This window comes from Bacteroidia bacterium, from assembly GCA_033391075.1.
Classification (GTDB): domain Bacteria; phylum Bacteroidota; class Bacteroidia; order J057; family J057; genus JAWPMV01.
The window spans coordinates 76,647-93,804 of the sequence record JAWPMV010000002.1 but is presented as its reverse complement, the minus strand read 5'-3'; the positions used below and the strand labels follow the sequence as shown (position 1 = coordinate 93,804).

General features: G+C 39.6%; 9 protein-coding genes and 1 pseudogene. 7 read left to right on the top strand and 3 right to left on the bottom strand.

Annotation, left to right across the window (positions count from 1 at the left end; all coding sequences use genetic code 11):
• Nucleotides 1–77: 77 nt before the first annotated feature.
• A complete protein-coding gene (locus tag R8P61_32805) occupies nt 78–494 on the top strand; it encodes a hypothetical protein (protein MDW3651901.1) in 417 nt (138 codons plus the stop codon).
• Here the strand turns inward: R8P61_32805 and R8P61_32800 are convergent.
• From R8P61_32800 to R8P61_32790, 3 genes and pseudogenes are all read right to left on the bottom strand, one after another.
• Entirely contained in the window at nt 465–1,178 is a 714-nt protein-coding gene (locus R8P61_32800) for an IS6 family transposase (protein MDW3651900.1), read from the bottom strand. The genes R8P61_32805 and R8P61_32800 overlap by 30 nt on opposite strands.
• A 65-nt stretch (nt 1,179–1,243) precedes the next feature.
• Nucleotides 1,244–1,405, bottom strand: a pseudogene (locus tag R8P61_32795) (Crp/Fnr family transcriptional regulator).
• A 371-nt stretch (nt 1,406–1,776) separates the two neighbouring features.
• A complete protein-coding gene (locus R8P61_32790) occupies nt 1,777–2,778 on the bottom strand; it encodes a two-component regulator propeller domain-containing protein (protein ID MDW3651899.1) in 1,002 nt (333 codons plus the stop codon).
• Nucleotides 2,779–3,127: 349 nt separating this feature from the next.
• Between R8P61_32790 and R8P61_32785 the strand changes: the two genes are divergently transcribed.
• The 6 genes from R8P61_32785 (at nt 3,128) to R8P61_32760 (ending at nt 17,139) form a co-directional block, all read left to right on the top strand.
• Nucleotides 3,128–6,169, top strand: a complete 3,042-nt coding sequence (locus tag R8P61_32785) for a Tn3 family transposase (protein MDW3651898.1) — start codon at nt 3,128–3,130, stop codon at nt 6,167–6,169.
• Nucleotides 6,170–6,900: 731 nt separating this feature from the next.
• Nucleotides 6,901–9,663: a substrate-binding domain-containing protein gene (locus R8P61_32780; protein MDW3651897.1), complete on the top strand. Its 2,763-nt coding sequence runs from the start codon at nt 6,901–6,903 to the stop codon at nt 9,661–9,663.
• 205 nt (nt 9,664–9,868) lie between these two features.
• Entirely contained in the window at nt 9,869–11,197 is a 1,329-nt protein-coding gene (locus tag R8P61_32775; protein ID MDW3651896.1) for a sugar porter family MFS transporter, read from the top strand.
• Nucleotides 11,198–11,248: 51 nt separating this feature from the next.
• A complete protein-coding gene (locus tag R8P61_32770; GenBank protein ID MDW3651895.1) occupies nt 11,249–12,190 on the top strand; it encodes a carbohydrate kinase in 942 nt (313 codons plus the stop codon).
• Between the two features lie 10 nt (nt 12,191–12,200).
• The gene (locus R8P61_32765) at nt 12,201–13,817 is read left to right on the top strand and encodes a glycoside hydrolase family 32 protein (GenBank protein MDW3651894.1); all 1,617 of its coding nucleotides are present in this window, start codon (nt 12,201–12,203) and stop codon (nt 13,815–13,817) included.
• A gap of 25 nt (nt 13,818–13,842) precedes the next feature.
• The gene (locus R8P61_32760; GenBank protein ID MDW3651893.1) at nt 13,843–17,139 is read left to right on the top strand and encodes a TonB-dependent receptor; all 3,297 of its coding nucleotides are present in this window, start codon (nt 13,843–13,845) and stop codon (nt 17,137–17,139) included.
• Nucleotides 17,140–17,158 lie beyond the last annotated feature (19 nt).

The following is a 17,158-nucleotide window of genomic DNA, read 5'->3' as shown; positions in this document are numbered from 1 at the left end:
CTGAAATAGACTTACTTGTAGGCCGCCAGCTTTTTCTGTCTCTGGAGTGGTTGCCACTTGGCGCACAGCATGCAGGGATGGGAAACTTCCTTCTTTGGAAGGCGCTGACATTTGCGCATAAGAAGAGCTATACCAAGAAGTTGTTCTGCGCAAATCTCCGATCGTTTAAAGTTCACAAAGTACACTTTGTGAACCTTTTTTTGGCCAGAAATAACCTTTTTCTTTGGCTAAATCAAAAAGGTTCAATAACTTATACAAAAGTTTCAAAAACATCATCGACCTTGGCAAAAACCCAAAAATCCGGAACTGGTAAAGAAGTAGCTAAAAAACTGCCCTGGGATGTGGCCAACCACCTGGCGGAGAAACTCTACCATCACGGAAAGTTTAAATACGCTGCTTATGTCAAGGGGGCTCTGTTGCAAATACCAAGATTAATCAAAGGATTGTTATCCCGTGGTCATTTTTTAGAAGTAATCGAACTGCCTGTCGACTAGGCGGATTTCCCCCATGAGCTTGCTTTTCGCTCCATACATAAACAGATCAAACTGACCCTTTTTGAACATACGCATGGTCTCAAATCCCTTGATTGTAGCATAGGCTGTTTTCATGGATTTGAATCCTAACGTTGGTTTAATCAGGCGCTTGAGTTTCCCATGGTCGGCCTCAATAATATTGTTTAAATATTTGACTTTTCGTTGCTCACTAAATTCTGCCAGGCGGTTTTCTTCTTTCAACATTTTTATGGCTGCTCCATAGCTAGGATTTTGATCCGTATTAATCACATAAGGTTGTTGCCAGTCCTTTAAACCCTTGATTGCTTTCTGTAGAAAGCGTTTTGCAGCTTTTGTATTCCGAGTGTGAGAAAGATAAAAGTCGATGGTTCTTCCCCGTTTGTCAACCGCTCTGTACAGATATTTCCATATTCCTTTTACTTTTATATAGGTCTCATCTACTCTCCACGAGGCTCCTTGAGAAAATTTCTTATACCAACGCATTTGCTTTTCTAATTCAGGTGCATATCGCTGAACCCATCTATAAATGGTGGTGTGATCGACTTTAACCCCGCGCTCTTCCATCATTTCCTCCAGGTCTCGATAGCTGATTCCGTACTTACAATACCAGCGAACACATTGTAAAATGATTTCTCTTTGGAAATGACGGTATTTGAAGGCGTTCATGAGTCTGGATTGTTATAAGTGATCTAACACTAAATATACAAAACCTCAACTTTGCAACAGAGCCGTACACCTTCCAAAATGAAACCAACTCGTTTTGGAATTTTTCCTGCTTCTGAAAAGTAATCACCCTTCTGAAGTTGTAATTCGGTTGCTTTTTTTGAGATTAAATTTATTTGTTGTTGGTTTATATCACCAAACTGCAAAATGTATTCTATCAATTGTTCCATTCGTCCAATGTAATTCAAATTGTCTTTTTAGGATTTGTCATTTGGTAAAAAACATTTTAGCCTGTGTTTTTTCTAATTGGCTTTGGCTACAAGATTATGATTTACAACAGTCGTATGGTGTAGCCGGATGTCAGTTGTAAATCAAGTTGAACAAAGTGGCCTATGGCGTTAGTCTATGGGGATTTAATGGTCTTACCTGCTCAAACGGATGATATTGCCCACGAAATTTCTTGAATTGAATAAGCCCCTTCTTGCCGATTTTCTCGAATGCTTTGAGTTAGACCTTCAAATCACCTAAATTTAGCCTAGATAGTTGCTGTATGGCTTGCACGAATTCAACAAGTTTCTAAGATAACGTCCCCGCATACCCATCATTCCTGAGCCTCTTTATTTTTAAAATCGGTAATGGTATTTCCATCATAACGATACACTCCATCAAATGCGCCAAACCAAATACTTCCATCATTAGCTTCAAAAATCGCCCAAAGATGTACTGATTGTGTTATTTCAGTTACAGTTGGTTTTTTATTAGATAATGACTTTTCATCATAACAGGATAATACAAATATTCTCCTGTCATTAAGACTACTAGTCCAAATGTTGCCTTTTTTATCTTCGGAGACATAAAGAACAGTATTCTCGGTGAACTTGGTAAATGAATTACCATCATAGCGCCAAAGGCCACCAACTGCACCAAGCCAAATATTGCCTTTTTTATCTTCAATTATCGACCATACGTTGTTAAAGGCTTTACCATCTTTATCTCTGAAAACGGTAAAGGTTTTCCCGTCATAAATGAAGGCATTGCCCCTTGTGCCAAACCAAAATTTTCCTGTGTTGTCTTCAATAATAGCATTAACACCATTATGCGGAAGTCCCTCTTTAGTTGTAAAATTTCGAAAAGATTTTCCATCGTATCGGCTTACTCCTCCATCAGCACCGAACCAAATATTGCCAGCTTTATCTTCATAACTAGTAAAAATCAGATCACTGACAAGACCCTCTTCTGTTGTAAAATGTTGAAAGGATTTCCCATCGTAATAATAAACACCTGAGCCACGAGTACCGAACCAAAAATTTCCTTTTCTATCTTCTAAAACAGAAAAGAAGCGGTCTGAACTAAGTTTACTTGTGATATTGGTAAACGACTTTCCATCGTACCGAATAATACCTTCGTTTGATGCAAGCCAAATGTTACCTTTTCTATCTTGAGTGATGTTACGAACCATTGTGCTTGGCCCATGGGAGGTGATGATCTCTGTAGGTATGGAATGGATAGTATCCTTGAGTAGATCTGTTGGATTTTGACCTTGACACAAAGTGTGAGAAACAAACATTAAGAACAGCGTGTAAGTCTGTGCGTATTTCATCATCTTTTCTTCTTATTATTAAGAACGTTTAGTTAGTAAGGGCAGGTTGAGCGCAAACGAATCTTGCAATTAAACATCTATGGACACGCTACAAAGTAGCGGATAACCAGTTGTAAATTTAGGCATTTTATAGGTTCCCTAGCCTTTTATCTTAAGGTGTAGCCATGCATCTGAAAGCCGAGAACTAAGTATCTAAATAAATGATCATATACTTTGATACAAGTCTCAATCTTGCTAATCGCTCTTCTTCTGGGATTTGACCAAGGTGAAATGCCCATAAAATTGGGAGGACTTTTTTTGATACACTTCTAACCCTTTCTCCTCTTGTTCAATCCATACAATCTGCCTCCTTATGCCGCTAATCAATATTCTTCCTAAAAAGAAGATCAAAGACTATGAAGAGCCTCCTGTTTTCTCTGCCCAACAGCGTAAGTATTTTCTGACTATGCCTGCTTCTATTGGAGCAAAAGTCAATTCTTTCCCTTCATCTAGCAACCAAGGGGGCTTCCAACTGATGTTTGGGTATTTTCTAGCTCAAAAACGGTTCTATTCTCCAGATCAGTTCCGGGAAAAAGATATAAGCTTTCTTTGCAAACGTTTGGGGCTGATGTCCTTTGGCTTTGATGCAAAGAGTTATCGAAAGAGTACCTATACTCGTCATAAGGCCATGATTCTGGAATACTTTGCTTTCAAGCCTTTTGAGACCTCTACCCATGGCAAGCTATTATCCCAAGCCGTTGAAGCTCAGATTTATTCCTGGGAAGATCATGCTCTTATTTTTGAGTTCATGCTAGAATGGTTGGAATTCAGACGGATAGAACGTCCCAGTTACCACAGCTTTCAAACTATTCTCACTCGTGCCATCAGAGATCGCAATAAGAAGACCAGAGAGAAATTTGACAAACTCCTCCAGCCCAAGCACAAAGAGCAGCTCGATAAGCTACTTAAAAAACAGGGAGAAGAAGGAAAGGAGGTGTATTTGCTTACATCTCTTCATAGCCTCAGTCCCTCAGATACTCCAAAGCAAATCAAGAAAAACCTTGAGAAACTACAAATTATACAAACCGTTTTCGATTCGATTAAGCCCCTGATGGAAGCGATGAGTTTTACAGACAATGCCATTCGTTATTTAGGTGAGTTTGTTTCCTGTTCCAAATCCTCAAACATTAATCGGCGAGACCCTATAGAGAGGTATCTATATCTAGCAGCTTTTTGCATGTATCAAAGAAGCATTTTTGAGGATTGGATGGGAAGAACCCTCTTAATGGTTTGCAAATCGGCCCTTAACAAAGCCTCCAGAAAAGAAAAAGACCGGCTCTTTCAAGAAAGAAAACAGCAGCGAAAGGCTTTTGTGAAACTCGCCACAATTGCTCATAGTAAGTCTAATCTGCTGATTCAGATAAGAGATTTAGCGTGGTTGGAGATATCTCCCAAAGAAAAGGAAAAACGTTTACAAGCCTTATTACCTCAAGACCAAATGGAGGATCACGATGAGCTCGAGCAGATTACTCAAAACCAAACTCGGGGTTATGATGATCCCTATTATGAATATTTGGCAGAGCAGTCCCAGGCTTTGCAACAACGAGCCTCACCCATTATCAAAAATCTGAGTTTTAATGATAAGAATTCTGATAAGGATCTACTCGCAGCTATCAAATATTTCAGGGATAAAGATGGGGTGATAAGTAAATCAGCTCCTACGGAGTTTTTAAGCTCTGAAGATAAAAAGGCTCTTTTGAATAAAGAGGGCAGGTTTAAGGTATCCCTCTACAAAATGCTACTCTTCCAGGAAACGATTGAGGCTATCAATCGAGGAAGCCTTAATCTAAAGTATTCCTACAAATACAAAGCAGTTGATGATTATCTAATCCCTCAAGATATATGGGATAAGGATGAAGATAAACTGCTAGAAAAGGCCAATTTATCCCATTTAAAGGATGTTGAAAACAGATTTAACGACTATAAGAAAATGATTGCTCATCATTTTACCCGCACCAATACGCGCATTCTAAAGGGGGGAAATAGTCATTTTCGAAAGAGCAAACGAGGAAATTACCATATTAGAACACCCAAATCTGAAAAGGAGGAAACTAGCGATACATCTCTATTCCCCTCACAAGCTTTTGTCCCCCTGAGTGAAGTCTTGGCCACGGTTGATCAGCTCACAAACTTCCTCAGTAAATTCAGACACCTCCAGCCTATGTATCGAAAGCAAAGACCTGATAAAAGTGTGTTCTTTGCGGGTATTACTGCCTTTGGATGTAACCTGGGTATACAAGCCATGGCAAAAGCAGCCTTACCTCTTTCAGCCGCTCAATTAGAAAATACCGCTAATTGGTACTTCAATCTCAAAAACCTCAATCAGGCTAATACAGCCATTAGCAACTTCACCGCAAAGCTTCCTCTGGCCAATCTGCATGTAAAAGAAAAGGGGAAACTGAGAACCTCTTCTGACGGACAGAAAATTAAAGTCATTTCCGAAGACACCATTTATGCCACCTATTCCACCAAGTATTTTAATAAAGGAAAAGGAGTCTCTGCTTATTCCTTTGTAGATGAGCGCTATATCCCTTTTTATTCTGTTATTATCGATGCCACTATTCGGGAAGCTACCTATGTACTGGACGGTTTGCTGCATAATGATGCCATCAAGTCAACAATTCATGTTACAGATACCCATGGCTTTACAGAGGCACTTTTTGGCGTGATGGATCTATTAGGATTTGGCTTCTCTCCCAATATTGCCAAGCTATATGACCAGACCCTATATACCTTCAAAGAGCAAAAAATAGCACAATACGCCCAAAAGGGGTATCCTCTTTTACCTAAGGCCTATATTAATGAAAAGCTTATTCGGGATAACTGGAATGAAATATTACGGGTACTAGTATCGCTAAAACTCAAATACTGTACAGCTTCCCAGGTATTCAAACGACTCAATTCTTATTCCAAACAACATCCCCTTTATGCTGCCCTCAAGGAATACGGAAGAATGGTTAAGACCCTCCATGTGCTCAGATTCACTGATGACCTAGAGATGAGACAGGAGGGGAGGAAGAGTGCAAATGCAATCGAATCGAGTAACCGCCTTTCTTCTGCTGTTTTCTTTGCTAACGGAGGAGAAATGATCTTTTTAACAAGACCTGAACAGCAAATTGCAGAAGCCTGTAAAAGGCTAATCAAAAACTCTATCATCTGCTGGAATTATTTGTATCTGACCCGTAAAATTCAACGGGCTCACAATCCGGAGCATCTCATAGAGGCCGCTAAAGAGACTACTGCTAATGCTTGGAAGCATCTTTATTTCAATGGTACCTATGATTTTTCTAATGAAAATCTTGCCGATTCATTCAATTTGATCCATTCCCAAAATTACGAGCTGGGTTTTGCCTGATTTTGGGAAGATGAAACATGCCTCTAGCTACTGAAAATCAGTAAGTTATAGAATTTTTCGTGGGCATTTTCTCCCCTTTGAGCAGCCATGACCACGTAAGCGGCGGATTTGGTTCATTCCGTGGCCGGACCTCTATTGGCATTTACAAAGAAAGGGAATTAGACAAGACAGCTCATCTCCGCTTTGACTTCGCTCGTTGGGGTACGGCCGACAACCGTGCAAAATGCGCCGTCTACCAGACAGAGAAAAGGGCTAATAAAGCTCAGAAACCGACTTGACCCCAATCCTTAACGTTGGACTTTTCGCCATGTCAATAAAAACCCAGATATAATCTAATTGATCTGTCTATCTATCAGGACATCTTAACTCTCAGGTACATAATTTCTTCAGACTTATTATGTCAATTTTTTCAAGAATAGATCTTTGATTTGAGTAAATGATAGAAATCCCTATGATGCAGTCTACCCAACCCAGACTTAATCCAAAGAAATTAAATTAGAGTAAATAGCTTAAATCCGAAGCTTGATAATTCTTTTTTCCATGATTATTGCTTGAAGATTGGCCAGTATTACTTGTTAAGTAACATACCGCTTCGATAATTGGGGGAGAAAGAGCCTGAATAAAATTTAGACTATGAGTGATTAATAATTGGATGGAAATCGAATAGTCTGCATACATATACAAGAATATTCATATTTTAAGCAATTAAATATAAGACGGTTTTCCTTTTAATGCTAAAATCTGATTATAAGATAGTATTTATCAGTCTTCTCCTTATTCTCCTCAATAGTTGTTCTGAAATAAAGGAAGAAAAAAAATTCGTCATAGGATTTGCCCAATGCTGCAATGATGCATGGCGAGATGTAATGAATAGCGAAATGCAACGTGAACTTTCCTTTCATCCTGAAATTGATTTTCAGTTTAGAAAATCTGATGGGGACAGTAGAGAGCAAATTCGGCATATTAATGAACTGATAGAAAATGGAATTGACTTATTAATGGTAGCACCAAATGAGGCAGAGCCCTTAACGCCAATCATTGAAGAGGTATATCAATCTGGTATTCCTGTAGTATTAATTGATCGGAAAACGGAATCTGAATTGTATACGGCTTATATAGGAGCTAATAATTACGAAATTGGGAGAATGGCTGCTGATTATATTGGAACTACCTTCAAAGAAAATGCGCAAATAATTGAGATTCAACTAGTTATGAGCATATCCCCTGCCATTGAAAGGCATAGAGGTTTTATAGATGCTCTGTCCAAATATCCCAAACTAAAGATTCTAAACAGTTTTGAAATAACCTGGGATCTTGACTATTTCGATAAGTCCTTTCCTGATACACTCAATAAGTATCCTGATGCTAATATTATTTTTGCCCATACCGATTTATTGGCAGAAAGGGCTCATAAAATAGCCAGGAAATATGGCCGTGCAGATAGTTTATTATTTGTTGGAATTGACGGGATTCCAGGAACGGGCAGAGGTATTCAGGCAGTTGAAGATGGGATTCTGGATGCTTCGATGCTCTATCCAACGGGTGGGGGAGAAGCTATCCGCTTAGCCATTAGTATATTAAATAACCTTCCCTATGAGAAGGAAAATACACTTGAGACAATCGTTATTGATGAAGCAAATGCTCGCATTTTGCACAATCAAATGAAGAAAGTCTTTAGCCTTCAGGAAAATATAGATGAGCAATTACAAGTATTAAACACTTACAAACTTGATTCTCGTATGCAAAGGATATTTATTTTCGTCCTTGTTTCAAGTTTAATTTTGGCAGTGATACTGGGTTTGTCTCTTAGAAAATCATTATTAATAAATAAGGCGGCTCTTAGAGACCTTGAGTTTAAAAATCAGGAAATAACCAAAAGTGAGAGTCGCTTGATAAAGATGTCTGAAAAGGTGAAGTCCGCGACACAGGCGAAAATAGATTTTTTTACAAATGTTAGCCATGAGTTTCGAACTCCATTAACCTTGATTCTTGGTTTTACTGATGACATACTTCCGTCTAAAGTAATAAATAAAGGGATTCAGCAGAGCTTAAAACTTATTCACCAAAATGCGCATCGATTACTTAGGCTAGTAAATCAACTGATGGATTTTCGTAAGGTTGAAAGTAATCAAATGACCTTGAGAGCCAGTGAAAATGACCTGATTTCATTTATAAAAAATGTGATGGAGTCATTTTCAAGTGCTGCAGAAAGGCGGGGAATAGATTTTGTACTACTGACCCGATTTGATCAGTTGGATCTTTGGTTCGATATAGGGATGATGGACAAAGTATTGTTCAATTTACTCTCCAATGCTTTCAAATTTACTCCCGATGGTGGGAAAATTCATATCAGCATTTCAGAAGACAAATTTGATGATAAGGTTACGGTCATAGTCGAGGACAGTGGTACAGGTTTGAGTAAAACTGATGCATCTCGAATTTTTGAACCCTTCTTTCAAGGGGAAAATCAACAAATGCTTGGGACAGGATTAGGGCTTTCTCTCTCCAAATCACTAGTTGAAATGCATGCGGGTGAAATATCAGTACAAAGTTCTTCGGGAAAGGGAAGTAGGTTCATTGTCTCATTACCTTTTGGGAAAAAACACTTGGACCAAACACAAATTATCTCTGATTCAAAACAAGTAGCAAGTGGAGAAATGTATACAGAGAATACTTGGGCCTTTGAAACCAAAGAAGATGAAATTGAAAATGGTAATGCAGGACAACAAATTCTACTTATTGAAGACAATAAAGACATACAAGAATTTCTGAAAAATAAACTCAGCAATAGTTTTCAATTAGTTCAAGCTTATGATGGGAAAGACGGACTTGATAAGGCTAAAGAACTGATTCCGGATTTAGTAATAAGTGATATTATGTTGCCGTCTATGGATGGACTAGAAATCACTCGTGCCTTAAAGACTGATCTAAGGACTTCTCATATACCTATTATATTGTTATCGGCTCGTAGTTCCATAGATCACCAAATCGAAGGGATGAATACAGGAGCAGATGCTTACATTACCAAACCATTTAACGTCCAGTTCTTATTTGCAAAGATTAAATCCTTACTGTTAAATAGACAAGTGCTCAAAGAAAGCTTTGGAAACCATATTAAATCCCATGAGATAGAATTTGGGGTGCTAGATTTACAAGAAGATATTTCTCCTATTGATCTTGAATTTCTGCAGAAATTCAATAGCTATATTTATCAAAACTATACGCGACAAGAATTTCAGGTAACCGACCTCTGCGAGGAACTAAACCTATCAAGATCCCAACTTTATCGTAAGGTGAAAGCTTTGATTGGTGAGGGAATTAGTGATTATATACAAAGAGTTAGGCTTAGCAAAGCAGAAGAGTTATTGATAGAAGGCAAGCTATCTGTATCTGATATTGCCTATACCGTCGGATATTCCTCTCCAGATTACTTCTCGACAGTATTCCGCTCAAAGTATGGAACCTCGCCTAGTGCATTTCGCAAGAACCATTAATGCAACATTTTCTCAAGTAGATACAACAAAATTTAAAGTATCTAATTGCTAATAGGCAACTGAATTTTGTTAAGTATCTGAATATAAGCATTTTATACTTTTATTTAGATGAGACAAATTCACAAGGAATTTGAAAATATATTGAAGACGATTCGCAAATAGTCAGATTAGCTTTGTATTGAATTAGACTACTAAAGCTATACTCGTGAATCATCGAAAAATATTATATTGGTCGATAACAGTAGCCCTCGCCGGATTTTTATTTGGATTCGATACTGTCGTAATCTCAGGGGCTGATTTGGCTCTGCAAGACCTCTGGCCATACGGGGAGTTATTCCACGGATTTGTCATAATGGCCTCCGCTCTATGGGGTACAGTTATTGGAGCACTCTTTGGTGGTATTCCTACAGATAAATTGGGGCGAAAGAAAACCCTCTTTTGGATTGGTATATTTTATTTTGTTTCAGCCGTGGGCTCATCTCTAGCTACGGATCCCTGGGTATTTTCCTTTTTTCGATTTCTTGGAGGTCTTGGGGTAGGAGCATCCACTATTGCTGCTCCGGCATATGTTTCTGAAATAGCACCCGCAAATAATCGAGGGAAGTTGGTAGCCCTATACCAGTTTAACATAGTTTTTGGAATCCTGGTAGCTTTCCTTTCTAACTACTTATTAAGCGGCCTTGGGGAGAATTCCTGGCGATGGATGATAGGAGTCGAGGCAATTCCTGCCCTTATGTATACTTTCATGGTTTTGACTGTGCCCAAAAGTCCCCGGTGGCAACTGATTAAGAAAAATGATAAAGCAGGTGCAGCGGAAACCTTGAAGCTAATTGATCCAACTATTGATGTAGGGGATGCAATTGAGCAAATCCTAAAAGACCAGGATACATCTAAAGAGAGTAAAAGTATTTTCAATTCAAGATACAGGTTCCCCCTAATGCTTGCTTTCTTGATTGCATTCTTTAATCAGTTCTCAGGTATTAACGCATTCTTGTATTATGCCCCGAGGATTTTCGAAATAGCTGGACTGGCAAAAAGCTCTGCTTTGTTAAGTAGTATTGGTATTGGAGTAACCAATATGGTCTTCACCTTACTTGGCCTATCCCTAATTGATCGATTTGGACGTCGTCAGTTGATGTATATAGGATCTATAGGGTATATAATTTCATTAATCCTAGTTGCTATGGCCTTTTTATATGAGTGGAAAGGCATGGCAGTTCCTATTTTTCTATTCATGTTTATCGCTGCACATGCAATAGGACAAGGGACTGTGATCTGGGTTTTTATTTCTGAGATTTTTCCAAATCATTTGAGGGCAAATGGCCAAGCTTTTGGCAGTTCGGTCCATTGGATTTTGGCGGCAATAATTCCTTCAGCTGTGCCCATATTATTTACACAAATAGGTGCTGCACCCGTTTTTTTATTCTTCGCGGGTATGATGGTTTTTCAACTGATTTTCGTCTGGAAGCTTATGCCAGAGACCAAAGGAGTTCCTCTTGAAGAGCTGGAAAAAAAGCTAATCAAAAATACCTAAAGAATGCAACCGACCAAAAGCCCTCTTAGGTCTTTTCGGATTGCCATATAAATGAAAATAGATAGGATTTTAGGTTCAAAAATAAAAAATATGTCTGAGCACTCAGTTATCTGTTTTGGTGAAGTTTTATGGGATATCCTTCCAACTGAAAAAGTTGTGGGTGGAGCTCCTCTTAATGTGGCATTTCAAATCAATCAACTGGGCGTGGATGTGGCTATTATAAGTAAAGTAGGAGATGACGATCTAGGTGCCGGAATCCTTTCCTTTTTAAAGAATAAGGATCTTACTACTGAGCTAATTCAAGTAGACAAAAACTTCCCAACAGGTAGGGTCATAGTTTCTTTTCAAGACGAACATTCCCCCGAATATAAAATAATAGGTCCTGTAGCTTGGGATCATATTGATCTAGATAGCAGGTCAAAGGATTACATTGGAGCTGCAGAAGTATTGATTTTTGGCAGCTTATCCTGTCGATCTGAAAGCAATAAAGAAATACTCCTGAAAATTATAAACTTATCTAAAATAAGGGTATTTGATGTGAACCTAAGATCGCCCTTCTACACACAAGCGCTAATCGAAGAACTTCTCTATAAGTCTGATGTGATAAAGATGAGTGAGGAAGAACTCCTGAAAATAGCTGAATGGCAGAGTTTATCGGGAGAGGAAGAGGTTGTTTTGACTCAAATTAGGAAGATTTATGGGGTAGATATTATTCTTTTAACAAAAGGGAAAGACGGAGCTAAGTGTATAGATGAGTCTGGAATAGTAGCTCATCCCGGATTTCCTATCACCGTCGAGGATACGATTGGAAGTGGAGATGCTTTCCTGGCGGGTTATATTTCAAAATTTATAAAAGGCGCTGGCAAGGATGATTGCCTCAAATATGCCTGTGCAATGGGAGCATTAGTAGCTTCCAAAAAAGGAGGAACCGCTAAAATCTCAGAGCAGGAGTTAGAAGGCTTAATCCATTCAGAAATGATAAACAATCAATAACAAATTAATTATGAGATATATAGCACTTATTTTGATTGGGGTTCTCTTAAGTACCATAGCGAACTCTTGTAAGGAAGTTCCCACGGATAATTCTCGCGATGTTACCCAGGAAATAAAATCTGATTATTACCAAGAGCAACACCGGCCTCAATTTCATTTTTCTCCAGAAGAAAAATGGATGAATGATCCCAATGGGATGGTTTATTATGCTGGAGAATATCATTTATTCTACCAACACTATCCTGATAGCAATGTGTGGGGGCCTATGCATTGGGGCCATGCTGTGAGTACTGATTTGGTTCATTGGGAACATTTGCCTATTGCCCTCTACCCAGATTCTTTAGGCTATATATTTTCAGGTAGTGCTGTAGTGGATCACAACAATACCAGTGGTTTTAAAACAGGAGACGAATCTCCCCTTATTGCCATATATACCTACCATGACATGAAGGGAGCAAATGAAGGGAGAAATGACTACCAAACCCAGGGAATCGCATATAGCAATGATAAAGGAAGGAGCTGGACCAAATATGCAGGGAATCCTGTAATCCCTAATCCTGGAATCAAAGATTTTCGTGATCCTAAAGTGATTTGGGACGATGGTTCAGAGCAGTGGGTGATGATATTTGCTGCTCAAGATCATTCTAAATTATGGGGTTCCAAGGACCTCAAATCTTGGGAATATCTTAGTGACTTTGGGAAAGAATGGGGAAACCATGGAGGTGTATGGGAATGCCCGGATATTTTTCCTATGAAGGTTGAAGGGACCCAGGAGCAGAAATGGGTCCTAATACAAAGTATAAATCCCGGAGGTCCAAATGGAGGGTCTGCGACCCAGTATTTCGTAGGAGAATTTGATGGGAAAACCTTCAGCCTTGATGAAAGATTTGCAGAGGATGTAAAAAACGAACAAGCGGTATGGATTGATTATGGAAGAGATAATTATGCGGGTGTAAGCTGGTCGGATATTCCGAAGGATGACGGAAGAAGGCTTTTTCTGGGATGGATGTCTAATTGGGATTATGCAACAAAAGTGCCTACCGAGGTATGGCGAAGTGCGATGACCTTACCCCGTGAGTTGATCCTGAAAAATACCGATAAAGGATATAGGATATCTTCATTACCTGTAAAAGAATTGGAAGTAATCCGAGAAAAGTCCTTTGAAGTTGCCGAAACTGTTTTAGCTAGCTCTATAAATTTGACTCAAGGTTTGGGAATAAAACCGGATCAAATGGAAGCCATTTTAGAACTAGAATTACCTGAAGGATATTCAGGTAAGACGGGTGTTCAACTTTCCAATGTAAATGGAGATAAATATACGATCGGTTTTGATGGAAAAACCAATCAGTTTTATAGTGATCGAACAGCAACTGGAGACAAGTCTTTTTCAGACAAGTATGGATCGAAGATTCACACCGCTCCTCGGCAAATTTCTGACAATATCCTTAGACTTCATCTCTTTTTTGACCTTGCATCAGTAGAGCTTTTTGCTGACGATGGAGCAGTTGTGATGACAGATATCTATTTCCCATCACAGCCCTTCTCACAAATCAATGTATTCTCTGAAGGTGAAGAGGTTTTTCTTAAAGGAGGAAAGCTTTTTCAACTCAACCAAATATGGAATTAATCATTAACCTTAATAACTAACTAGTATGAAACGAAGACTACTTGGTACCAAAGAGTCCTTTGGCAAGCCCTACTCGCATCGCTTGCAGAAGATTCTATGGGTGGTCATTTTCCTATCGACACCGATATGGACAATAGGCCAATCCATAACTGGAAAAGTAATCAACGAACAGGGCGAAGGACTAACTGGAGCTACTGTAATTGTAAAAGGTACAACAACCGGAGCCATTACCGAATCTGATGGAAGTTTTACCATTCAGGCAGCCGAAGGGTCTGTTCTCCTGGTTACCTATATCGGATATCTAAATCAAGAGGTAACTGTGGCTGGTTCATCTGTTACTGTCACAATGGTAGAAGATGTTACCACCTTGGATGAAGTTGTTGTGACAGGCTATAGTTCGGAAAGAAAAAAGGACCTTCTGGGAGCTGTATCGGTCATTGATGTCGATGCAATAGAAGGTAATCCTAACCCCAATGCCTTGCAGGCTATCCAGGGGAGATCCCCGGGGGTTTTTGTCGCAACAGGAGGTGATCCCGGTCAGGGTACTTCTGTCAGAATTCGAGGGATCAGTACACTAGGAAATAATGATCCGCTTTACATCGTAGACGGAGTCCCTGTACAACCCTTTCAAACCAATGAGAATGGAGCTGCTAACACCAGTTGGGATCTTTCATGGTTGAACCCTAACGATATCGAATCTATTCAGGTACTAAAAGATGCTTCATCTGCCTCTATTTATGGATCTCGAGCTTCAAACGGGGTAGTAATCATTACCACAAAGCAGCCCAATAAAAACAAGACGCCTAAGATCACTTTTAATGCAAGATATAGCATTGAAAATTGGAACCTGAGAGACCAACTAACAAATAGTGAAGAACGAGCCATAGTCGAATGGCAAGGCGCAGTAAATGATGGAACGGACCCGAATGCAACAGGTGTATATACCTACGAATGGCACCTTGATCCAAGCCTTGGATCTGGAATTCAAGGGACAGGAGTACCCGTATTGGACCGAATTATCTATCCGGAATGGCTAGATGAGGAAGATCAGCTAAGACCCGCTGGGCATCCCAACAGTATTTATGGAGGAAGCCTGGAAGAAGGTGTTAATTATTGGGATGAAGTTGCACAGACAGGTATTGTACAGAATTATGACCTTTCTTTTTCACAAGGAAATGAAAGAGGCGGTGTGCAGTTTTCTGCCAATTACTTTGACCAAAAGGGGGTGGTTATCAATACGAACTATGAAAGAATCTCGCTTCGCCTTAATTCTAATTATAATTTCCTGAATGGCAGAGTAAGCATTGGACAAAATGTAAGCGTCAGCAACGGTAAAAGGAGGTGGTTAGATGTAGGATTTGGAGGCGACCCTGCCAACGGTCCTTACCGATATAAGTCTATTCTTCCTGTAAGAACAGAAGATGGTCGCTTCTCAGGCCCTCCTGGGGGAGGATTTTCTGACCGTGATAATCCTGTTGCTTTGTCTGAAGACAATAAAGATGACCGTATTGATAACGTAAAAGTGTTTGGAAATTTATTCGCCTCGATTGAAATACTTAAAGGCCTTAATTTACGTTCCAATTTAGGGGTTGATTATGATCAAATCTTTTCCAAAGATATCTTCAGAACCTATTCACGGGGATTCCTTGGCAACTCTATAGCAGAACTTTCCCAGAGACAGTTACATCAGGTCAACTGGGTATTCAATAATACCCTAACCTACAATACAAGTTTTGGAAATAGTAATTTTTCTGCGCTGTTAGGTACTGAAGCCGTAAAGAATACCATTACCAACTTTTCTGCTTCTGCAAGAGAATTTGCATTGGAAACGGTAGATTATTTTCAGCTAGATGCTGCCTCAGGGGAGAGAACCTCTACGGGAGGTAGTACAGGATTTTCTCTTTTCTCTTACTTTGGGAAAATCAATTATTCACTTGCCGACAAATACCTGGCTTCATTTACCATACGCCGCGATGGATCCTCTCGATTCGGGATCAACAACCGATTCGCAGTATTTCCAGCAGCATCTTTGGGGTGGCGATTAAGTGAAGAAGCGTTCATTCAAAACATGAATGTTTTCTCCAATCTGAAACTTAGAGCTGCATGGGGACAAACAGGTAACCAGGACATTCTCAACGATGCCCGATTTGGTCTATATCGTGCAGTATACGCTCCTCAATCTACTATTCTACCCTGGGGAAGCGGATGTGCGCAAGCGGTGTGTCCCGACGCTGCCACTTCCTACGATATTGGAAACAACAATTCAGGTATTTTGCCTTCTGGTTTCCTAGCTACACAAACGGGAAATCCAAACCTTAGATGGGAATCTCAAACAGAGATTAACCTAGGTGTTGACTTCGGTTTATGGGAACAAAGGATTAGTGGTTCTTTTGAAGTATTCCAAAAGACAACAGAGGATATCCTGATTCAACCAACTGCTATCGCTGCCTTTGGAGATGGAGCGAATCGGTTTGCCAATGGGGCGGATATGGAAACCAATGGTTGGGAATTGGGAATTACTTATAATAGTGCTGGAGAAGGAGATTTATTCTATTCTATTACTACCAATTTCTCCGCATATAATGCTATTATAACTTCCTTGCCTGAAGACTTGTGGACTTCTTATCCCGGCAATGCAGAGCAAAATATCATAGGGCAAGCACCTAATGCACTTTTTGGGTTTAGAACAGATGGAATCTTCCAAAATGAAGAGGAAGTAGCAGCCCATGCTGATCAAACGGGTAAAAGGGTAGGATCCCTCAGATATGTGGATTTGAATAACGATGGTGTGATCAATGCCCTTGACCAGGAATATGGTGGAGCTAATGGTGTACCAGATTTGGAATATGGAGTAAATGCACAGGTAAGCTGGAAAAATTTTGACTTCAGTTTATTTATATGGGGTATGCTAGGAAGAGATGTAACGCCTGATGTGTTCCGGATGGAAAATGGATCATTGATCAATGGAGAAAATGGAGGAGTATTTCAGTTGGATTCATGGACACCTACCAATACAGACACCCACATTCCTGCTGCAAGTAATAGTTTGAATCCCTTTGGATTCTCTCTCGATTACAATGTCAGAAATGGTGATTTCCTTGCTTTTAGACAAGCTTCATTGGGATACTCATTTCCCCAAGACATAGCTGGAGGTGTATTTTCAAATCTGCGTGTTTATTTCACAGGAGAAAACCTGGGATGGATAGTTGACAAAAGTGGTCCCAACCAATTTGTGCACGCAGCATGGGCTATCGAACCCAATGTAGGAATCAAGTATCCTAGACCACTTAGACTTTCATTGGGTTTGACAGCTGGTTTCTAAGTCTAATTGATAAACATAG